At 71.1% G+C, this 19,815-nt stretch carries 19 protein-coding genes and 1 tRNA gene; 6 read left to right on the top strand and 14 right to left on the bottom strand.

Features of this window, described 5'->3' with window-relative positions; genetic code table 11:
- Positions 1 to 110: 110 nt before the first annotated feature.
- The 4 genes from rplK to FHR32_RS19040 all read right to left on the bottom strand — a co-directional run bounded on the left by rplK (position 111) and on the right by FHR32_RS19040 (position 1,950).
- Positions 111 to 542: a 50S ribosomal protein L11 gene (rplK, locus tag FHR32_RS19055; RefSeq protein ID WP_184755528.1), complete on the bottom strand. Its 432-nt coding sequence runs from the start codon at positions 540 to 542 to the stop codon at positions 111 to 113.
- A 116-nt stretch (positions 543 to 658) separates the two neighbouring features.
- Positions 659 to 1,486: a transcription termination/antitermination protein NusG gene (nusG, locus tag FHR32_RS19050; protein WP_184755527.1), complete on the bottom strand. Its 828-nt coding sequence runs from the start codon at positions 1,484 to 1,486 to the stop codon at positions 659 to 661.
- Between the two features lie 67 nt (positions 1,487 to 1,553).
- Entirely contained in the window at positions 1,554 to 1,802 is a 249-nt protein-coding gene (gene secE / locus FHR32_RS19045) for a preprotein translocase subunit SecE (protein WP_184755526.1), read from the bottom strand.
- A 75-nt stretch (positions 1,803 to 1,877) separates the two neighbouring features.
- A tRNA-Trp gene (locus FHR32_RS19040) sits at positions 1,878 to 1,950 on the bottom strand.
- Between the two features lie 244 nt (positions 1,951 to 2,194).
- On the opposite strand from FHR32_RS19040, the gene FHR32_RS19035 reads away from it, so the two are divergent.
- The gene (locus FHR32_RS19035; RefSeq protein ID WP_184755525.1) at positions 2,195 to 3,400 is read left to right on the top strand and encodes a pyridoxal phosphate-dependent aminotransferase; all 1,206 of its coding nucleotides are present in this window, start codon (positions 2,195 to 2,197) and stop codon (positions 3,398 to 3,400) included.
- Between the two features lie 81 nt (positions 3,401 to 3,481).
- Here FHR32_RS19035 and FHR32_RS19030 read toward each other — a convergent pair whose 3' ends face one another.
- On the bottom strand, positions 3,482 to 5,428 hold the full coding sequence (locus tag FHR32_RS19030; protein WP_184755524.1) for an ATP-binding protein: 1,947 nt from the start codon (positions 5,426 to 5,428) through the stop codon (positions 3,482 to 3,484).
- Positions 5,429 to 5,734: 306 nt separating this feature from the next.
- Between FHR32_RS19030 and FHR32_RS19025 the strand changes: the two genes are divergently transcribed.
- On the top strand, positions 5,735 to 6,760 hold the full coding sequence (locus tag FHR32_RS19025) for an adenosine deaminase (protein WP_376773334.1): 1,026 nt from the start codon (positions 5,735 to 5,737) through the stop codon (positions 6,758 to 6,760).
- Here the strand turns inward: FHR32_RS19025 and FHR32_RS19020 are convergent.
- The 5 genes from FHR32_RS19020 to FHR32_RS19000 all read right to left on the bottom strand — a co-directional run bounded on the left by FHR32_RS19020 (position 6,749) and on the right by FHR32_RS19000 (position 12,235).
- Positions 6,749 to 7,537 carry a hypothetical protein gene (locus FHR32_RS19020; protein WP_184755522.1) on the bottom strand — a complete coding sequence of 263 codons (789 nt, stop codon included), beginning with the start codon at positions 7,535 to 7,537 and terminating at the stop codon, positions 6,749 to 6,751. The genes FHR32_RS19025 and FHR32_RS19020 overlap by 12 nt on opposite strands.
- A complete protein-coding gene (locus tag FHR32_RS19015) occupies positions 7,524 to 8,096 on the bottom strand; it encodes an RNA polymerase sigma factor (RefSeq protein WP_184755521.1) in 573 nt (190 codons plus the stop codon). The genes FHR32_RS19020 and FHR32_RS19015 overlap by 14 nt, the downstream gene beginning before the upstream one ends.
- Before the next feature lie 40 nt (positions 8,097 to 8,136).
- The gene (locus FHR32_RS19010) at positions 8,137 to 8,838 is read right to left on the bottom strand and encodes a hypothetical protein (protein ID WP_184755520.1); all 702 of its coding nucleotides are present in this window, start codon (positions 8,836 to 8,838) and stop codon (positions 8,137 to 8,139) included.
- Between the two features lie 254 nt (positions 8,839 to 9,092).
- The gene (locus tag FHR32_RS19005; RefSeq protein ID WP_184755519.1) at positions 9,093 to 10,139 is read right to left on the bottom strand and encodes an ATP-binding protein; all 1,047 of its coding nucleotides are present in this window, start codon (positions 10,137 to 10,139) and stop codon (positions 9,093 to 9,095) included.
- A gap of 77 nt (positions 10,140 to 10,216) precedes the next feature.
- The gene (locus FHR32_RS19000; RefSeq protein WP_184755518.1) at positions 10,217 to 12,235 is read right to left on the bottom strand and encodes an ATP-binding protein; all 2,019 of its coding nucleotides are present in this window, start codon (positions 12,233 to 12,235) and stop codon (positions 10,217 to 10,219) included.
- A gap of 149 nt (positions 12,236 to 12,384) precedes the next feature.
- On the opposite strand from FHR32_RS19000, the gene FHR32_RS18995 reads away from it, so the two are divergent.
- Complete coding sequence (locus tag FHR32_RS18995) at positions 12,385 to 13,095, top strand: class I SAM-dependent methyltransferase (RefSeq protein ID WP_312882467.1); 711 nt, start codon at positions 12,385 to 12,387, stop codon at positions 13,093 to 13,095.
- A gap of 398 nt (positions 13,096 to 13,493) precedes the next feature.
- Here FHR32_RS18995 and FHR32_RS18990 read toward each other — a convergent pair whose 3' ends face one another.
- The gene (locus FHR32_RS18990; protein WP_184755516.1) at positions 13,494 to 13,742 is read right to left on the bottom strand and encodes a hypothetical protein; all 249 of its coding nucleotides are present in this window, start codon (positions 13,740 to 13,742) and stop codon (positions 13,494 to 13,496) included.
- Between the two features lie 42 nt (positions 13,743 to 13,784).
- Here FHR32_RS18990 and FHR32_RS18985 point away from each other — a divergent pair, with 42 nt between their 5' ends.
- The 3 genes from FHR32_RS18985 to manA all read left to right on the top strand — a co-directional run bounded on the left by FHR32_RS18985 (position 13,785) and on the right by manA (position 16,124).
- Positions 13,785 to 13,982 (top strand): hypothetical protein, encoded by a 198-nt coding sequence (locus FHR32_RS18985; RefSeq protein WP_221465469.1) that lies wholly within the window; start codon positions 13,785 to 13,787, stop codon positions 13,980 to 13,982.
- Entirely contained in the window at positions 13,979 to 14,944 is a 966-nt protein-coding gene (locus tag FHR32_RS18980; RefSeq protein WP_184755515.1) for an ROK family protein, read from the top strand. Before FHR32_RS18985 ends, FHR32_RS18980 begins: the two co-directional genes overlap by 4 nt.
- 85 nt (positions 14,945 to 15,029) lie before the next feature.
- Positions 15,030 to 16,124 (top strand): mannose-6-phosphate isomerase, class I, encoded by a 1,095-nt coding sequence (gene manA / locus FHR32_RS18975; RefSeq protein ID WP_184755514.1) that lies wholly within the window; start codon positions 15,030 to 15,032, stop codon positions 16,122 to 16,124.
- A gap of 129 nt (positions 16,125 to 16,253) precedes the next feature.
- On the opposite strand, the gene FHR32_RS18970 is transcribed toward manA, so the two are convergent.
- The 3 genes from FHR32_RS18970 to FHR32_RS46730 form a co-directional block, all read right to left on the bottom strand.
- Positions 16,254 to 17,399: an acetyl-CoA C-acetyltransferase gene (locus tag FHR32_RS18970; RefSeq protein WP_184755513.1), complete on the bottom strand. Its 1,146-nt coding sequence runs from the start codon at positions 17,397 to 17,399 to the stop codon at positions 16,254 to 16,256.
- A gap of 75 nt (positions 17,400 to 17,474) precedes the next feature.
- Positions 17,475 to 18,956 (bottom strand): DUF2079 domain-containing protein, encoded by a 1,482-nt coding sequence (locus FHR32_RS18965; RefSeq protein ID WP_184755512.1) that lies wholly within the window; start codon positions 18,954 to 18,956, stop codon positions 17,475 to 17,477.
- The gene (locus FHR32_RS46730; protein WP_312882465.1) at positions 18,953 to 19,747 is read right to left on the bottom strand and encodes a class F sortase; all 795 of its coding nucleotides are present in this window, start codon (positions 19,745 to 19,747) and stop codon (positions 18,953 to 18,955) included. Before FHR32_RS46730 ends, FHR32_RS18965 begins: the two co-directional genes overlap by 4 nt.
- Positions 19,748 to 19,815: the final 68 nt, after the last annotated feature.

Raw genomic sequence — 19,815 nt, 5'->3', positions numbered from 1 at the left:
AAAGTATGGTGACGGACAGGCTCACTGCCTGTGTCCGCCGTCGGGCCCCTGAGCGGTGACGCGGATCGTGTCCTGCATCCACGCTGCCGTGCCCGGCTCGCCGTTTCCGGCTAGTCCGCGATCGTGATGCCCATCGACCGGGCGGTGCCGGCAATGATCTTCTCGGCCGCCGCGATGTCGTTGGCGTTGAGGTCCTGCATCTTGGTCTCGGCGATCTGGCGCAGCTGCTCCTTGGTGAGCTTGCCCACCTTGTCCTTCTGCGGGACCGGCGAGCCCTTCGCCACACCGGCAGCCTTCTTGATCAGCTCAGGCGCCGGGGGCGTCTTCGTGATGAAGGTGAAGGTGCGGTCCTCGAAGATGGTGATCTCAACGGGGATGATGTTGCCGCGCTGGGCCTCGGTGGCAGCGTTGTACTGCTTCACGAAGTCCATGATGTTGACGCCGTGCGGACCGAGGGCGGTACCGACCGGCGGAGCGGGCGTGGCCTGGCCAGCGGGAAGCTGGACCTTCACCAGTGCCGCAATCTTCTTCTTAGGAGGCATGGTTCTCTCCGGGTCCTAATCGGGGTGATGCGGCTCCCACGCAGACACGGGGAGCATGTCGACAGGCCGTGCTTCGCGAAGCACGGCCGCCGAACGACTTAGTTTAAGCGATCCGGTCAGATCTTCGAGACCTGGTTGAACGAGAGCTCAACCGGGGTCTCACGACCGAAGATCGACACCAGCACCTTGAGCTTCTGCGACTCGGCGCTGATCTCGCTGACCGTGGCGGGCAGCGTGGCGAACGGGCCGTCCATGACCGTGACGGACTCGCCCACCTCGAAGTCGACCGTCGCGGCGGTGGCCTTGGCCGTCGACTTCTTCACTTCCTCGGACGGCTCCGGCGCGAGCAGCTTGGCGACCTCTTCGAGGCTCAGCGGGCTCGGCTTGTTCGACAGGCCGACGAAGCCGGTCACACCGGGCGTGTTGCGCACCGCGGACCAGGACTCGTCGGTGAGCTCCATCCGGACCAGCACGTAGCCGGGCAGCACGCGCTCCTTGACGAGCTGGCGCTTGCCGCTCTTCACCTCGGTCACGTGGTGAGTGGGCACCTCGACCTGGAAGATGTAGTCCTCCATGTTGAGGGACTGCGTACGGGTCTCGATGTTGGACTTCACGCGGTTCTCGTAGCCGGCGTAGGAATGGATGACATACCACTCACCGAACTGGCTGCGCAGGAGGCGCTTGAACTCCTCGACCGGGTCGACGTCGGGAAGGACGTCACCGTCCTCGTCCACCTCGCCGGCCGGGGCCTCGTCAGCCTCGTCGGCGGCGTCGGCCTCATCGGCCGGAACCTCGTCGTCGACGGCGTCGGCCGGGGCCTCGTCGGCCTCGGTTCCGGCGTCGACGGACTCGTCAGGCGAGCCCGTCGCAAAGTCGACGGCCTCTTCCGGCTCGCCCGTCCGCTCTTCGCGGGACTCGCCGACCGGCTCTGAAGACTCGGACACGGTGACTCATTCTCTTTCCGTCGATGGGCTGATGGACTTACCGCGGAACGATACGCCGGATGTCGGCTCAGGCTCCGCCGAAGATCCGCAGCACGCCCTCGGTGAGCACCGCGTCGAGTCCGGCCACGATCCCGACCATGACCAGAACAAAGATCAGGACGATGGTGGTGTAGGAGATAAGATCCTTGCGCGTAGGCCAGATGACCTTGCGAAGCTCAGCGACAACCTGTCGATAGAAGAGGGCGGGAGAAGTGCGCTTGGCCTTCTTCTCACCGCTCGGCTTGTCTGCGGTTTCGCCGCGCGTGTCGATCGCCACAGTCCTCACCTGATCCGTCGTATCCAACGCATATCTGCGGCGCGCTAGACGCCCTGATGCGCGGACCGCTCCTCGCAGGGCACGAGGGACTCGAACCCCCAACCGCCGGTTTTGGAGACCGGTGCGCTACCAATTGCGCTAGTGCCCTAAGACATGAACCACCATACATCGGTTGGGCCGAAGTTTGTCCGTGGCTCACAGTCTTGACCGCCGGTTCACGCATACGGCGATAAGACCATGCGGAGTCTACGGGTGAACGGCCTCTACGTCGAACCGGCCATGGGTCCCCCTGCTCATGCCCAGGTGAAGCCGGTCTGTAAGGCCGGCTCATAACCCGTCCACATCCTGGATAAGCGACGGAAACAACGCCACGGGTCTGTAACCATGGAGGCATGACCCGTCCTCGCATCTCCGCGCGCATCTCCGCGATCTCCGAGTCCGCCACGCTCGCCGTGGACGCCAAGGCCAAGGCGATGAAGGCGGCGGGCCGCCCGGTCATCGGCTTCGGCGCCGGCGAGCCCGACTTCCCGACTCCCGATTACATCGTCGAGGCGGCTGTCGAGGCATGCCGGAACCCCAGGTTCCACAAGTACACACCGGCCGGCGGCCTCCCCGAGCTGAAGCAGGCCGTCGCCGACAAGACGCTCCGCGACTCCGGCTACCGGGTCGACGCGGCCCAGGTGCTGATCACCAACGGCGGCAAGCAGGCCGTCTACGAGGCGTTCGCAACACTGCTCGACCCGGGTGACGAGGTCCTGGTCATCGCCCCCTACTGGACGACCTATCCCGAGGCGATCAAGCTGGCCGGCGGCGTCCAGGTCGATGTCGTGACCGACGAGACCACCGGTTACCTCGCCGGTGTCGAGCGGCTCGAAGCAGCTCGCACCGACCGCACCAAGGTCCTGCTGTTCGTCTCACCGTCCAACCCGACCGGTGCGGTCTACACCCCCGAGCAGGTCGAGGAGATCGGCCGATGGGCCGCCGAGCACGACCTGTGGGTCGTCACGGACGAGATCTACGAGCACCTCACGTACGGCGACGCGACCTTCGCGAGCATCGCCACCGTCGTCCCCGAGCTGGGCGACAAGGTCGTGGTCCTCAACGGCGTCGCCAAGACCTACGCCATGACCGGTTGGCGGGTGGGCTGGCTGATCGGCCCGAAGGACGTGGTCAAGGCCGCGACCAACCTGCAGTCGCACGCCACCTCCAACGTCTCCAACGTCGCCCAGGCAGCGGCCCTGGCCGCCGTCAGCGGCGACCTGTCGGCCGTGGCGGAGATGCGTGAGGCCTTCGACCGCCGCCGCCAGACCATGGTGCGCATGCTGAACGAGATCCCGGGCGTGTTGTGCCCCGAGCCGAAGGGCGCTTTCTACGCCTACCCCTCGATCAAGGAACTGCTGGGCAAGGACTTCGGCGGACGGCGCCCGCAGACCTCCGCCGAGCTGGCCGAGCTCATCCTGGAGGAGGCCGAGGTCGCCCTCGTCCCCGGCGAGGCCTTCGGCACCCCGGGCTACTTCCGCCTCTCCTACGCCCTGGGCGACTCCGACCTCGTCGAGGGGGTCAGCCGGGTGGCCAAGTTCCTGGGCGACGCCCGCTAGGCCATGCGCGTGCGGACGGAAGGAGACCCCGGCCCCACACCACGGGTCTTCTTCCGTGCAGGGCACGGCCGCCTGCGCGGGTCAGGAGATGGTTCCCCGGAGCGCGTGTTCCACCGCGGTCCGCAGGTCGATGGAGGAGCCCTGCTCGGTCAGCCCGTCGAACCTCCCCCGGCCCATGCGGCCGCGCAGCCTCAGCTCGGCCGTGCGCAGCAGGCTCGTGAGGATGGGCGAGCGGCTGGGTGGCACTCCGGTGCCGGTCTGGGCGGCCTCGGACGCGCCGAGGAGCAGGGCGGCGAGCGCGTCGTCCGCAGTGGCCTCGGCGACGACGGCGGCCACCTCCAGGCCCTCCAGCAGGGAGAAGGTGTCACCGAACAGGCGGGCGCCGCGGAGTGAGTCGCGGACGGACGCGGCGGCCGCGTCGGTGCCTCCGAGAAGGTGCTCGGCCTGGGCCAGGAGGAGATCCAGCCGGATGAGGGTCCACCGGTCGCCGCAGGAGGCGCAGAGGTCGCGGCCCTCATGCAGGACGGACACGGCCTGCTGGAAGCTGCCCGCGAGCATCATGGCGGTGGCCACGACCGTGTAGGTGGGCAGGAAGCCGGGGAAGATGTTGCCGGCCGAGCGGTGCCGTACCCGGGCGTTTTTGATCAGGTGCAGCGCCGTGCCCACGTCGCCCCTCAGGACCGCCAGGTGGGCCTGGAACTGGCTGACGTAGGCCGTGGCGTGTTCCTCGGGGTCTTCGGCGACGCACTCGGCGAGGGTGCGCTCCGCGCGTTCGAGGTCGCCGCGCTGGATCGACACCCAGGCGTGCACCCAGAGCGCCTTGGTCCGCTCGGGGCCGGGGGTGCGCTCCAGGTCCAGGCCGCGCTGGAGCAGGTTGTCGCCGGGGGCGTGCATGCCGCAGCAGGCCCACAGGAACCACAGGTTGCCGACCAGTTCGAGGCCCTTGCGGCGCTCGTCGGGCCTGGCGTAGCAGTATTCGATGGCCTGGCGGACGTTGGCGCATTCGAGCACCAGCCTGCGGTACCAGTCGAGCTGCTGGCGCTGCCAGCCGACCTCGGCCCGGGCGGACAGGTCGAGGAAGTGGTCGCGGTGGCGCCGCCGCATCTCGCCGGTCTCGCCGAGGAGGTCCAGCCAGACCGCGCCGAACTCGCGGGCGGTGGCCGGCAGGCGGTAGCGGGGGCCGCACTCCCCCTCCTCGCCGGTGAGAACGGACTTGTCGAGCAGGCCGAGCACGGCGTCGGGGATCTCGTCGGCGGTGAGTCCCTCCGCGACGCAGACCTCCTTGACGGCTTCCAGGCCGAACGTGCCGGAGAAGACCGACGCCCTGGCCCAGAGGACGCGCTCCCTCGGGTCGCACAGCTCGTGGCTCCAGCCGTGGGCGGCACGCATGGAACTGTGCCGCCAGGTGCCGGAGGAGGCCGTGAACACGTCGGCGCGGCCCGGGTCGGGGCTGGCGGCGGCGAGTTCGATCGCCAGAGGCAGGTAGTCGAGCCGTTCGCACAGCTCCGCCGGGTCCATGCCGTCGAGTCTTCTGTCGGCGAGGGCGGTGAGCAGGTAGACGGCGTCGGCCGGCAGGAGGCCGCGGACCGGGTAGAGATGCTCGTCGGGAAGGCCCAGCCGCTGCCTGCTGGTGGCCAGGATCCGCAGGCCGTCGATGGGCCGCAGCTCCTCGACCAGGGTGCCCACCGTGCCGATGACGCGGTCGCAGGTGTCCAGGACGAGCAGGGTCTGGCGGGAGGACAGCGCCTCGATCAGGGCCTGCAGGGGGAGCACGCCGGGCCGTCTGCCCGCGCCGATCGCGCCGAGGACCGTCTCGGCCAGGGAGGCGAGGTCTCCGGAGGCGTCGGACAGGTCGACGACGTGGAGGCCTCCGGCGAACTCGCCTTCGAGGGTCCGGACCAGGTGCAGCGCCAAACGGGACTTGCCCACGCCGGCGGCGCCGGTCAGGGTGACGTGGCGGGCCTTTTCGAGCAGGGCGGAGACTTCGGTCAGCTCCTTCTCTCTGCCGACGAATACATCCGCTCTCATTGCAGCCCCAGCCTCGTACTGACTACATGTGCCCCTACGGTCGCACGACGGAGCAGTCAACTGAACCCCCGTTCGGTGTTTTTCCTGAGTCATGGCTTGAGTCAATGACATATGCCGTGGTAGGGAACACGGCCGTTTTTCAACTATGTCAGGCCGCCCGGGGACCGCGGATCCGAAAGGGGGTATCGGCGGGCCGTGATGTCGCACAGGTACGGCCCGCACGGGTGAGACGGGCCTCTCGGGGACGCCGGTGGTTCACGAGTTGGGACCAACAGTGACCGGAGAGTGCCGGCCGTACGGCACCATATGGAAATGCCCCGTCCCCTCAGCGAACTGCCAAAGGCTCACCTGCATCTGCACTTCACCGGCTCGATGCGGCACTCCACCCTGATCGAACTCGCCCAGGAGCAGGGCCTGCACCTGCCGGACGCGCTGAAGGAGGACTGGCCGCCCAGGCTGCGGGCGACCGACGAGCGGGGGTGGTTCCGGTTCCAGCGGCTGTACGACATCGCGCGGACGGTCCTGCGGCGGAAGGACGACGTCTACCGGCTGGTGCGCGAGGCCGCCGAGGACGAGGCGGCGGAGGGGTCGCGCTGGCTGGAGATCCAGGTGGATCCGTCCGGATACGCCCACCGGTTCGGGGGGCTCACCCCGACCCTGGAGCTGATGCTCGACGCCGCGCACAGGGCGGCGGGCCACACGGGGATAGGGATCGCGGTCGTGGTTGCCGCCAACCGGACCAGGCATCCGCTGGACGCCAAGACGCTGGCCCGCCTCGCCACGCAGTACATGGACCAGGGTGTGGTCGGGTTCGGGCTGTCCAACGACGAGCGCCGCGGCCGGGCCCGGGACTTCGACGGGGCGTTCCGGCTCGCCAAGCGGGCCGGGCTGCTGGCCGTGCCCCACGGCGGGGAGCTGCTGGGCGCCGCCAGCGTGGCCGAGTGCGTGGACGTGCTGGGCGCCGACCGGCTGGGGCACGGTGTGCGGGCGGCCGAGTCGCCGCGGCTGATGGAGCGCCTGGCCGACCGGCAGATCGCGTGCGAGGTCTGTCCCACCTCCAACGTCGGTCTCGGCGTGGCCGAGCGGGCCGAGGACGTGCCGCTGCGGCGGCTGTTCGACGCCGGGGTGCCGATCGCGCTGGGCGCCGACGACCCGCTGCTGTTCGGCGCGCGGTTGCTGCCGCAGTACGAGCTGGCCAGGCAGGTGTACGGCTTCCGCGACGCGGAGCTGGCCGAGCTGGCCCGGCAGTCGATCCGGGTGTCGGCGGCCCCGGATCAGGTGCGTAAGGACCTGCTCAAGGAGATCGACGACTGGCTGGCGTCAGCGGGCTGAGCGGGCGATCTCCAGCGCCCGCCGGAGGTCGCCCGTGCCCTCCAGACGCAGGCCGACCTGTCCCCGCTGCCAGATGAGGGTGGGGGCGGCCGGGCGGGCGCGGACGGGAGCCTCGCCGCCGCCACGGGGCAGGTAGCTCAGCCCGTGGCGGGCCGGGATCCACCAGGCCTGTGCGGTGCCCAGGGCGACCTCCTGCGGCCAGGTCCCCAGCTCCTTGCGGAAGACGCCCAGGAGCATGCCGTCATACTCGTCCAGCCTGAGACCCGGCCAGAACAGCGAGACCACCCGGCCGCCGTCGCTCACCCTGACGTCACGCGGATCACTCAGCGCGGTGGGGACGGAGACGGGGAACGCCACCTGTTCCCGGGCCTGTTCCAGGGTGACCCGGTGTTCCCCCGGCAGCGGCTCGGGCAGCCCGGCCGGCAGCGGCCCGGGGCCGCCGATCTCCAGCTCGATCCCCGCGAACCGCAGGACCTCCGTCACCGCGGCCCGTCCCACCGGGGTCCCGCCGAGGAGGAGGGCGACGAGGATCGCGACGACGGAGACGATCCCCCGCCGTCGGGTGGCGGGTCGCAGCCACCCAGACCCTCGCGGCGCCCGCCGGACCGGCAGGCGGGGGAGGCCGCCCAGGCGGCGCGCGGGGCGCCGGTCCGCGGCGGGGAGGGATTCCAGGCGTGCCCGTACGGCGTGCGCCACCTCGTCGGGCTGGGGGGCCGGGATGTCGAGGGACTCTCCGAGGGCGAGGAGCCGGGCTTCGAGATCGTCAGGCGAGGTCACGGCCCACCTCCTCACGCAGGCGCTTCAGGCCGCGGAAGGTCCGTGACTTGACGGTGCCGGCCGGGAGGTCGAGCACCTGGGCGGTCTCGGCCTCCGACAGCTGGAGGAAGTATCGGCAGACGACGACCTCGCGTTCCCGCTCGGGAAGCGTACGCACCACGTCGAGGAGCCGGGTGCGGCGGTCGACGGCGACGGCCGCGTCCTCCGGGCTCTCCGTCTCCGGGAGGCGCGACTCGGTCAGCTTGACGGCCAGTTCGGCCCGGCGGCCCCGCGAGCGGGTCAGGTCGTGGGTCTCGTTGGCCACGATCCGCAGCAGCCAGGGGCGGAACGGCGCGTCCTGGCGGAAGGTGGCCAGGTGGCGGTATGCCTTGACGAACGCCTCCTGGACCACGTCCTCGGCCTCGTCGGCGGCGCCGAGCATCGCCGCGGTGCGGTGTGCGAGCGCGCTGTAGCGCGTGACCAGCACCTCGTAGGCGGCCAGGTCGCCCGTCAGGGAACGGGCGATCGCCTCGTCGTCGTCCGTCGGGGGCTCCTTCGCGTATGTCGTGAAAGATTCCACCGCATGGAGACGCCCGGGGGAAGACCTCGCGCACGGATCTTCAACCGAGCGCGTAGGCCACCGCCGCGTCGGGATCGTCGTGGTGCCCCTCGGCGAAGACCGCCTCGTAGGTGTCGTCGCCGAGCAGCTGCCGTGCCGTGCGCTCGGCGACGGCCCTTGGCCCCGACATGCTCTCCGAACCGAACTCCCGCAGTCCGAACACGGCCCGCAGCCGTGCTCCCGCGCCCTGGAGGTGGGCTGTGCGGTAGCCGTCTCCCTGGACCGCGGCGATCACCGCGAGCTGGTCCACGGCCAGCGCCACGCCGATGGCGTCGCGGAGCCGCCACGTGACGTCGAGCGACCGCCGGGCCGCGGTCGCCGCCTCCGCCATCCGTCCGAGGCCGAGCTGGGCGATGGAGAGCACGTAGTCTCCGCTCGCGTGGGCCGGGTGCTCGGTCCGGTCGTCGCAGAGCCGTCGCATCTCCTGGATCAAGGAGACGGCTCTGGTGAACTCGCCGCGCCAGGTGGCCGCCATCGCCACGGTCACCAGGGTGAGCGGCTCACCGGCGGTCGTGACGCCGGTCCCGCCGAAGGAGCCACCGGCGGATTCGGTACCGGGCTCCGTCCCGGCGGGCGGGCCGGTGAGTGTGACCGGAGGTGCCTCGTCCAGGAGCTTCAGCAGCTCCCGGACCTCGCTCTCACGGCCGGTGCAGCCGTTCTTCTCCGCGGTGAGGTTCCCGCGCCACCATGGGATCTGTTCCACCGGTTTGCGCTCCTTCCACTCTGCGGAAATAGCACCCCATCAGGGTCACGGACCGGTCAGCCCCCCTCGTTCCGGGGGGTTTCCTTCTCTCCCTGTGCAAAGTTCACCGCTGTTTCGAGGCCGAACTTTCCCCCGTACGCGGAGAAATTTCCGAATCGCTCCGTTTTGAGGCGTTGAACAGTTGAGGGAGGCGGAGACGGCTGAAGCCGTCGTGCGCAGCCGTACGGCCGCCTCGTGGAACTCGGCCGGCCGGTTCACGGAGCACGGCCGTGGTCACGGTGGCGGCGGACCAGGACGTCCTCCTCGCCCAGGCGGCGCAGCCATTCCCTGCCGTAGTCGCGGATCGTGCCGAGCATCCGGTAGCGCGATCCCTCGGCGATCAGGATGGACTTGTCCACGAGACCGCACAGCGGGAGACCGGTCAGCCGTCCGTCGGCGCAGACCGCCCTCGCGTCGCCGGCGTCGAACACCCCGGTGAAGACCGACAGCCGCGCCCAGAGCAGGCGCTCCTGCGCGGTGCAGAGCTCGTGGCTCCAGCCGACCGCGGTGCGCAGGGTCTGGTGGCGGCCCAGCGGGGTACGGCTCCCGCCGACGAGGAGCGCGAAGCGGTCGTCCAGCCGCTCGGCGATCTGCTGCACCGACAGCGCCCGCAGCCGCCGTACGGCGAGCTCGATGGCCAGCGGGATGCCGTCCAGCAGCCGGCAGACCTGTGCCACCGCCACCGGGTCGAGGGTGAGCCCGGGCACCAGCGCGTGGGCCCGCTCGGTGAACAGCCGGACCGCCGCCCCGGTGGCCCCGGGGCCGGGTGCCGCCAGCGGCTCGATCGGCAGGACCCGTTCCCCGGGCAGGCCGAGCGGCCGGCGGCTGGTGGCGAGCACCCGCACGTGCGGGGCCTCCGGCAGCACCCGGCGCAGCAGCGCCGCGGCGGCGTCGACCAGATGGTCACAGGTGTCCAGGACCAGCAGCAGACGCTTGTCCGCGAGGAAGTCGGCCAGCACCTCGGCCTGGGGACGCACCGCCTGCTCGCGGAGGCCGAGCACGGCGGCGATCTCATGGCCGAGCAGGTCGCCGTTCTGCTGGGCGGAGAGCTCGACGACCCATACTCCGTCGGCGAACGAGTCGCGGTGCCGGTCGGCCGTCCTGACCGCCAGCCTCGTCTTGCCCACGCCGGCCACACCGGTGAGCGTCACCAGCGGTGACCGGCCGATCAACACCGCGATCTCGTCGAGCTCCGCCCGTCGCCCGACGAGGCTGCTCGTCTCCGCCGGGACGTTTCCCCGGTGCGTCCGCGTCTCCGCCACCGTTCCAGCCTCTCCGCGTCAGATGGCAAGCCAATCACGGAATCGGTAACGGAACGGATTAGAGTCGGCACCCTCGGTTACGAAAACTTCTCCCCCAGCGCATATTTCACAGCGATGCCCAGGTCAGAGCCCTGCCCTTCGGCGAAGAGGGTGTCGAATCCTGCACCGCCGAGTGCCTTCGCGGCCCGGGTCGCGGCCCGGGCCCGGATCGAGGCGAAGATCGTCGATCCGGATCTCGACAGCCCGGAGGATTCCCTGACGGCCTGGGCCGCGCCCAGCAGCCACGCCCCTCCGCCCGCGTGCCCCTCCTCCGCCACCGCCCAGGCGATCATCTCGACGCAGGCGACGCTCAGGGACAGGTCCTCGAAGAGGAGCGCCGAGACGAGGGCCGACCTGGCGTGGCGGAGCGCCTCCGGGGTCTCGCCCCTGACGTGTCCGGCCCAGGCGAAGACGTACTCCATCTGGGCGCGGCTCCATTCCTCCCCGTGGACCTCGCAGAGCGCCTGTCCCTCCGACAGCGTCTCCACGGCCTCCTCCGGCCTGCCCTCCGCCAGCAGGGCGAGCGCCACCAGCGTGTGACAGGGCAGCAGCCCGGACAGCACACTGCCCTTGGCCATGTGCCAGGCCATGGCCTCGTCCAGCAGCTCGATGGCACGGGGGTGGTCCCCCCGCAGGAGGGAGAGCATGCCCTCCACCTGGGCGACGTGACCGGTGGCGCTCCCCTCGGTGTCCTCGGCGCGACAGCGGTCGAGCCGTTCGCGCGCGACGTCGAGGTCCCCCTGGAGCGCGGCCACCCACGCGCAGACCCACAGCGCCCGCAGCCGCTCCGGACCGGGCTCGGTGTCCGTCCGCAGTGCGGCCTCCAGATAGTGGCGGCCTTCACCCGGCATGCCGCAGCAGATCCAGAGGAACCACAGCGTCCCCGTCAGGTCCAGGGCCGCCCGGGACCACTCGGGGTCGGCCAGGCACAGGTCCACCACCTTACGGAGGTTGCGTCGTTCGGCACGGATCCGCCCGTACCACTCCGCCTGCCTGCCGGGCCACTCGGTGGCGCACCGCCTCGCCAGCCGGAGATAGTGGTCACGGTGGCGTCCCCGGACCGCGTCGTCCTCACCCAGCCGCAACAGCCACTCGGCGCCGAACTCCCTGACGGTGTCCAGCATGCGCAGCCGTACGCCGGTGGGATGCTCCTCCCGCTGCACGAGGGACTTGTCGGCCAGCCCGGTCAGCGCTTCGAGCACCTGCCCGGCGGGGAGCGGCCCGCCCGCGCAGACGTGCTCGGCCGCCTCCAGGTCGAATCCCGCGGCGAACACCGACAGCCGCGCCCACAGCAGACGCTCGGCCGGGGTGCACAGCTCGTGGCTCCAGCCCATCGCCGCGCGCAGCGACTCGTGCCGGACCGGCCCGCCGCCCCCGGTCAGCAGGTGGTAGCGGTCGTCCAGACGCCGGAGCAGCAGCGTGGGCGGCAGGGTGCGCAGGTGCACGGCCGCCATCTCGATCGCCAGTGGGATGCAGTCGAGCCTGCGGCAGAGCTCCGCCATGTCCGCCGCGCCGTCCCCTCCCCCGCCGCGGGTCTCGACCGGACCGTCCGGAGCGGACGCCGGGCCCGCGCGGTCACGGAGCAGGACCACCGCGTCCTCGACCGGGAGCGGCGGCACGGAGTAGACGTGCTCACCCGGCACGCCGAGCGGCTGGCGGCCGGCGGTCAGCACCCGGAGATGGGGCGCCCCGCGCAACAGGGTGTCCACCAGCGAGGCCACCGCCTCCACCAGGTGCTCGCAGGTGTCGAGCATGAGCAGCGCTCTACGTGGGGCCAGCCACTCCGCCAGTGCCTCCTCCTGCCGGCGGGCGGACTGGTCGGCCAGGCCCATGCTGCCGGCCACGGTCTCGGCGAGGAGGTGCGGGTCGGTCAGGCAGGCGAGTTCGACCGTCCAGAAGCCGTCGGGAAACTCCTCCACGATCTCCTCGGCCACCCGGCGTGCCAGCCGCGTCTTCCCGACGCCGCCCAGCCCGGTGAGCGTGACCAGGCGAGACTCCCGCATCAGGCGGGCCACCTGTGCGATCTCCGCGTGCCGGCCGACGAAGGTAGTTTCCATGGAGGTGCCCATGGTAGGCCGCGGCGCCTTGTTCGGGGGCCGCTCCCGGGGAACGGCCACTAGACTCTGGCTGTCCGCAGCCGTGGCCTCGCGCCACGGCTTTCTGTTAGCGATCTGGACGGAACCGCATGTCTGGGTATGACCGCGTAGTGCAACCCGCGGCCGGCGACGAGGCCCTGGAGAACCACCTCGGTGGGGACGAGGCCAAGAACTACCGGCAGTACGAGCTCGACATGGTCGCCCCGCACGTGGGCCGCTCCATGCTGGAGATCGGCTCCGGCCTGGGCCACTTCGCCGAGGCGTTCCTGCCTCGCCTGGACCGGCTGGTGGTCAGCGACTTCGACCCCTACTGCGTGGAGCAGCTCAAGAAGCGCTTCACCGGCCGCGATGACATCGACGTGCTGCAGTTCGGCCTGCCGACCGACATCCCAATCGGTGAGAAGGTCGACACCGTCGTGATGATGAACGTCCTGGAGCACATCGAGGAGGACGTCGAGGCGCTGCGCTCCCTCGCCAAGGTCACCGCCCCGGGCGGGCGGATCGTCATCTGGGTCCCCGGATACATGCAGCTCTACGGAGACTTCGACCGCAAGGTCGGTCACGTCACCCGCTACACCCCCGCCACCCTGCGCAGCACGGTCTCCAAGGCGGGCCTGGACATCGACGTGCTCAAGCCGATCAACTTCCTCGGTGGGATCGCGTGGTGGGCCGCCGTCCGCCGCGGCGGCGTCGGCTACCCCGACCCCCGCCTGGTCAAGATCTACGACCGCACGGTGGTCCCCACCACCCGCTTCATCGAGCGATTCATCCGCCCGCCCTTCGGCCAGACCGTCTTCTGCGTGGCCCGCGTTCCGCGGTAGTCGCGTGCGGCCCGCCACGACCGGTGGCCCTCATGGAATTCCCAGGGTTCTCCTCCGATGATCCCAGCGCGGGGCGGTTGTCTGACCGGTGCCCCCGTTGGGAAGCCTCGGGGATACGCCGAGCTCTATCGGAGAGGATCCGGCGACCTCGCCTCCGGTGTGAGCGGGCGCCCGGAACAAATGGGTTGCGGCGTCCGGCGCGGCCGCCATACGGTGATCACATGTGGATTAACTCCTAGGAGCCGGCGTCGATCAGTTGTGACTGATCCGCCCGCGCACTCAGCCCTCTGGCCCTGTCCATCTGACGCGGCAGCTGAGTCTCCGGCACGGCATTCGACCGCGTCGTCATCATTCCCAAGGAGCCCATATGCGAATTCACGCTGGTCAGAAGCGAAACGTTAAGACCACCACCACACCCCGCTGCCCGAGCGGAACCTGCCTCCGGCCGCGCCCCGGCACGTGCCGATGCCGTCCATGCCGGTGAGGCCCACCCGGCAGCCGCGCCGGATCCCCGGCAAGGGTGGCCGCTGAGGGAGTGGCACGATCGTCTGGCAGCTCAACGACTGCTGGCCGTCCAGCTGGGTGAGCAGCAGGTCGTCTCCTTCTTCGAGGAGGACACCCGGGTCCTCTTCCCCCTCGCGGGTCATGCCGCCCGCGCCGAGGCCGTCCCGGGCGGATACCGTGTCACCGTGACTGCCACAACCGTCGTGCGCGAACTCGCGCTCTTCCCTGACAGACTCGACCCTGCCGCCTCGGTCGACGACATGTTGCTCACCCTGCTCCCCGGGCAGAGCGCCACGTTCCACGTCGCGACGGACCGGGAGCTCGACCCGTCCGCCCTGGTCAGCGCCCCGGTGCTGCGGTGCGTCAACGAGGCGCGGCCGTGACCGTGCTGGCCGTGGACGTCGGCGGCACCAAGTTCGCGGCCGCGGCCGTCGAGACCGACGGGACGGTGCTGGCCCGCGCCGAGGTGCCGCTGCACGGGCGGGGGCCCGTGGAGGAGACGCTGGCGGAGGTGGTCGGCCGGATCATCGACCAGGTGGGCGGCGACCACCTGGCCGGCGTCGGGATAGGGTCGGCGGGCCCGCTGGACCCGTGCGCGGGGACGGTCAGCCCGGTCAACATCCCGAGCTGGCGGGACTTCCCGCTCGTCGAAGCCCTTGAGCAGATACTGCCCGGGCGGCCCGTCCGGCTGGCGGGCGACGCCCAGTGCATGGCGCTGGGCGAGTGGTGGCTCGGGCTGCCGGAGGGACAGCCGTCCGGGGCGGTGCTGGGCGTGGTCGTCTCCACCGGCGTGGGCGGCGGCCTCGTCCTCGACGGCATGCCCTACCTCGGCCCGACCGGCAACGCCGGGCATATCGGCCACATCGTCGCCGACGTGGGCGGTGATCGGTGCCCCTGCGGCGCCGTCGGGTGCGTCGAGACCGTGGCCAGCGGCCCGAGCATGGTCCGCTGGGCCCACACGAACGGCTGGACCGGCGACGACGCCAGAGCGCTGGCCGCGGACGCCCACTCCGGTGACCCCGTCGCCCGCCAGGCCTTCCAGCGCGCCGCCGGCACGCTGGCCGCCGCCGTCCTCACCACGTCCGCCCTGTTCGACCTCGACCACGTCGTCGTCGGAGGGGGCGTGGCCGCCGCGGGGACGGTCCTGTTCGACCCGCTCAGGGAGGCGATCGCGGCGAACGCCGGGCTCGGCTTCCTGCGGCGCCTGCGCGTCACCCCCACCTCCCTCGGACGCGACGCCGGCCTGCTCGGCGCCGCCGCCCTGGTCCTGCACCAGAACAGCGGAGAGGCTGGAACACTGGTGCCGGAACGCGGAGCACCGGGCAGTGTCCCCACCCAGGGCTGAAGCCCGGGATCTCCGCGCCGGAAGGATTCGAATGATCGAGGATGTGAGCGCCACACCGGCGGCGACATCCGGACAAGGAACCCACGTGCAGCCTCTGACCAATCCCGTCAAGGACTACGCCTGGGGGTCCCGTACCGACATCGCCGCCCTCACCGGCAGGCCCGTCCCCTCGCCGGGCCCCGAGGCCGAGATATGGTTCGGTACCCATCCCGCCGGGCCTTCGCTGCTCGCCGCGGACGGCCGCTCGCTGGCCGACGTCGTCGGTGCGGACCCGCTCGGGCAGCTCGGCCCGGCGACCGTCGCCCGGCACGGTGAGCGCCTGCCGTACCTGATGAAACTCATCGCCGTCGCCCAGCCGCTCTCCCTCCAGGTGCACCCGTCCGCCGAGCAGGCCGTCGACGGTCACTCCAGGGGCGTCTACGGCGACCCCTGGCCGAAGCCCGAGCTGGTGTGCGCGCTCACCCCGTTCGACGCGCTGGCCGGTTTCCGCTCCCCCGAGCAGGCCGCAATGCTCCTCTCCCGGCTGAACGTTCCGGCGTTGAAGGATGTCGTGACGCTGCTGGAGGCGGGTTCCCTCCTGGATGCCCTGCACGCGCTCCTCGGACGGCGGGACGCGATCGAGCAGGCCGTCTGGGCCGCCTCAGCCGTGCACCACCCCGACTACGACCTGGTCGTACGGCTGGCGCGCCGCTATCCCGGCGACCCCGCCTGCCTGGCACCGCTCCTGCTGCGGCGGCACAAGCTGGCCCCGGGACAGGCGCTCTTCCTGGGCGCGGGCGTGCTCCACTGCTACCTCGACGGGTTCGGCGTGGAGATCATGGGCAGCTCCGACAACGTCGTGCGGGCAGGTCTCACCGCCAAACCGGTCGACGTGGAGGAGCTCCTGCGCGTCACCGACCCGGACGCGGGCCCGCTGCCGGTCGAGGCGCGCGACGGCGTGTACGCCACACCGTCGCCGGAGTTCCGGCTCCGGCGCGTGGCCGTGGACGGCGACGTACGGCTGGACGGCGGGCTGCCCCGCATCCTGCTCTGCGTCGAGGGCGAGGTGCGGGCGGACGCCCTCGACCTGCGGGCCGGAGACTCCGCCTTCGTCCCGGCCGCGCATCCGCCGGTGACACTCGGCGGATCCGGCCTCGTGTTCTCCGCCGAACCGGGACCGGCCGGCCACCCGGCGGGATGACCATCTCGCCGGGCGGCCCACTCGGATCCGCCCGGCGACCGCGGTGGTTCCGCCGCCCCCCGCCGGGCGGCCCACTCGGATCCGCCCGGCGACCGCGGTGGTTCCGCCGCCCCCCGCCGGGCGTCCCGCCTAAAGCCGCTCGATGATCGTGACGTTGGCCTGGCCGCCGCCCTCGCACATCGTCTGCAGGCCGTACCTGCCGCCGGTGCGCTCCAGCTCGTGGAGGAGCTTGGTCATCAGGATCGCGCCGGTCCCGCCCAGCGGGTGGCCCAGGGCGATCGCGCCGCCGTTCGGGTTGACCTTGGCCGGGTCGGCGCCGATGTCCTTGATCCACGCCAGCGGCACCGGGGCGAACGCCTCGTTGATCTCGGTGACGTCGATGTCGTCGATGGACAGGCCGGACCTCTTCAGCGCCTTCTGGGTCGCCGGGATCGGCGCGGTCAGCATGTAGACCGGGTCGTCCCCGGTGAGCGCCAGGGTGACGATGCGCGCCCGGGGGGTCAGGCCGTGGTCGCGGACCGCCTGCTCGGAGGCGATCAGGAGCGCCCCGGAGCCGTCGGAGATCTGCGAGGAGGTCGCCGCCGTGATCCGGCCGTCCTCCTTGAGGGTCTTCAGCGACGCCATCTTCTCCAGCGTGGTGTCCGGGCGCGGGCCCTCGTCGTCCTCGACGCCGTTGATCGGGGCGATCTGGTCCCTGAAGTAGCCGTTCGCGACGGCCTTGGCCGCCCGCTGGTGGCTCTCGTAGGCGAACCGCTCGAGCTCCTCGCGGGAGAGGCCCCACTTCTCGCACATGAGCTCGGCGCCGCGGAACTGGGAGATCTCCTGCTTGCCGTACCGCTCGACCCATCCCTCGCCGAACGGGAAGGGCATGCCCTTCTCCAGCGCGGCGGTGATCGAGGACCCCATCGGCACGATGCTCATCGATTCCACCCCGGCGGCCACCACGAGGTCCTGGGTGCCGGACAGCACGCCCTGGGCCGCGAAGTGGATCGACTGCTGGGAGGAGCCGCACTGGCGGTCGATGGTCACGCCGGCCACGCTCTCCGGCAGACCGGCCGAGAGCCACGCGTTGCGCGCGATGTCCATGCTCTGCGGGCCGAACTGCATGACGCAGCCCATGATGACGTCCTCCACCGCGGCCGGGTCGACGCCCGTGCGGTCGATGAGCGCCTTGAGGGTGTGCGCGGCCAGGTCGGTGGGGTGGACGGTGGACAGGCCGCCCTTCTTCTTACCGACCGGGGTGCGGACCGCCCCGACGATGTACGCCTCTGCCACAGTGCCTCCTGCTGGTGAAACCGAGCATTGTTCGGTTATTGGCAGATTACAGCAGAACCTTTGTCCGTGTCGTGCTCAGGAGGGCCGGTTGAGCACGATGTAGCCGTCGCGCTCGAACACCTTGCGGTAGCCGCTCCCCAGCGCCTCGTCGACCCGCCGCCGCTGCGCGTCGAACTCGCCGAACGGGTAGCTCCACCGTGCCACGTCGGCCACGATCCAGGGCGCGCCGTAGCTCTGCGGCCCCCAGAGCAGCACCGTCGTCCGCGCGGTGAGCGCGGGACCGATGCCGTTGGCGGCCTCGACGACCACCCCGTCCGGCACGGCGGCCACCGCCTCACGCGCCGCCGCGACGTACGGCTCGCTCTGGTAGAAGGCCGGGTCCAGGAGCTTGCCGAGCTCGAAGCGCGGGACGAGGGTGAGGCCGATCACGCAGACCGCGACCGCCCAGTGGGTGACCATGCTCCGTCCCCCGAACCGTCCCCGGAGACGTTCCGCGAGCCGCGCGGCCCCATCCACCCCGGCGCAGACGAGGATGGCCACGACGAAGGCGTTGTACTGGAAATCCGGTCCCCACCACTGCGAGCGGTCCGCCAGGAACCGCTCCGCGACCAGCGGGACCGCCACGAGGGTCAGCGGCGAGAACAACGCGGTCAGCGCCATCGGCCACAGCAGGAAGGCCAGGGTGTTCACCTTGACCATCGGGCTGACGAACTGCGCCAGCGCGGCCGGCGGGTTCCGGAGGACGGCCAGCGCCACCTCTCCTAGATCCGCGCCCCAGTTGCCGTAGGCCCAGTGGAACCCCGCCGGTCCCGACCCCGCCATCGGCATCAGCACGTTGCGGATCATCACGAGCGCGCCCAGCGCGAAGAATATGAACGCGGCCCCCTCCAGCCGCCGCCGGGTGAGGAACAGGTACACCCCGAACCCGGCGAGCAGCAGGCCCATGTCCTCCTTGACCAGGAGCAGGCCGGCGGCGGCGAGCACTCCGGCGGCCGGACGGTCGGCGTCGAACCGCTCGATCATGATCGCGCTCAGCAGCGGGACGAACGCCACCTCGTGGAAGTCGAACCCCGCGGCCTGGGCGACCGGCCACGACACCAGGTAGGCCACGGCGACCAGGTGGGCCGGGGTCGCGCCGACGCGGCGCTCGGCGTAGTGCCAGATCGGGACGGCGGCCAGCGCGAACAGCACCGCCTGGGCGACGATCAGCGTCTGCGGGCCGTCGTGCAGCCAGTACAGCGGGGCCAGCAGGGCCAGGATCGGCGAGAAGTGGTCGGCGAGCTGGAGGAATCCCATCCCCAGGCCGTACTGCATGCCGACCGCCGGTGTGGCGGGCGCCCCGAAGCTCGCGTAGCCGCGCACCGCCTGGTCGAAGATGACCAGGTCGAAGATGCTGTTGCGGTACGTCGCGAACTTGACCAGGCCGAGCAGCGAGTAGACCGCGGAGGCCAGCACCACGAGCCCGCCCAGCGTCAGCCCGTGCCGACGCCGCCGCATGACTCCCGGAACGTCGAGAGCCTTCAGGGCCGCGATTCCGGGAGAGGCGGCCGTGGTCATGCCTTCCGCGTGCTCGTCATCGTCGCGTAGGCGATGACGTTGTCGGTGTAGTGCCCGGTCACGTGGTTGTAGGTGCCGCCGCATGTGATCAGGTGAAGCTGGGGGGTGGACGACTCGCCGTACACCCGCTGCGTCGGGAAGACCGTCTTGTCCGCCTGTTCGAGCCCGCCCACGGTGAACACCGCGATGATGCCGTCCTTGCGGTGCACCTCGATGACGTCGCCGTTGCGGATCTCGCCGAGACGGCTGAAGACCGCGCTCCCCGACTTCGTGTCCTTGTGCCCCAGCATGATCGCCGGCCCGGCCTCCCCCGCTGTCGGGCCCGAGCGGTACCAGCCGACCAGGTTCGGGTTACCGACCGGCGGCACCTCGATCGCGCCCTGCCGGTCGAGCCCCACCGACCTGATCGGCGCATTGACGCCGAGCCTGGGGATGACCAGACGCACCGGGGTCGAGGGCTGCATGGCGGGGGCGGGCGGGACGGTCGGCAGGGGCGGCGGGACCGTGGGGGCCGCCTGGAAGTAGGGGTCCGCCGACGCGGTGGCGTTCGCCTGGCTGCGGGGCGGCAGCGTGGTGCGCTGGTCGGCCAGGCCGTACTGCCCGGGCGACGCCACCACGAGGATCAGACCCACCAGCACGGTGATCACTCCGGCGGCCCCCGCCAGGATAAGCACCGACCGCATCACCCGGCCGCCGTCGGCCTGCTCCTCGGGCCACTCCTCGTACGGCGGGCCGTACGGCGCGTATCCCGGGTGCGGGTAGGGCGTCCCGGGGGTCCCGTACGGGGGCACGGGTCCGCGGGGATGCCCGAGGGGCCTCCCGTGCTGTACGGGAGGCCTCGGCGGCCGGTTCTCAGGAG

Origin of the sequence: Streptosporangium album (genome assembly GCF_014203795.1) — a bacterium.
Classification (GTDB): domain Bacteria; phylum Actinomycetota; class Actinomycetes; order Streptosporangiales; family Streptosporangiaceae; genus Streptosporangium; species Streptosporangium album.
The sequence above is the reverse complement of the archived record's forward strand: the minus strand, read 5'-3'. Positions and strand labels throughout refer to the sequence as shown.

Bases quoted from the DNA above. Each gene is read 5' to 3' on its own strand.
- rplK (WP_184755528.1), bottom strand. From the start codon at position 542: ATGCCTCCTAAGAAGAAGATTGCGGCACTGGTGAAGGTCCAGCTTCCC.
- FHR32_RS19035 (WP_184755525.1), top strand. From the start codon at position 2,195: ATGACCCGTCCTCGCATCTCCGCGCGCATCTCCGCGATCTCCGAGTCC.
- FHR32_RS19030 (WP_184755524.1), bottom strand. From the start codon at position 5,428: ATGAGAGCGGATGTATTCGTCGGCAGAGAGAAGGAGCTGACCGAAGTC.
- FHR32_RS19025 (WP_376773334.1), top strand. From the start codon at position 5,735: ATGGAAATGCCCCGTCCCCTCAGCGAACTGCCAAAGGCTCACCTGCAT.
- FHR32_RS19000 (WP_184755518.1), bottom strand. From the start codon at position 12,235: ATGGAAACTACCTTCGTCGGCCGGCACGCGGAGATCGCACAGGTGGCC.
- FHR32_RS18990 (WP_184755516.1), bottom strand. From the start codon at position 13,742: ATGACCCGCGAGGGGGAAGAGGACCCGGGTGTCCTCCTCGAAGAAGGA.
- FHR32_RS18965 (WP_184755512.1), bottom strand. From the start codon at position 18,956: ATGACCACGGCCGCCTCTCCCGGAATCGCGGCCCTGAAGGCTCTCGAC.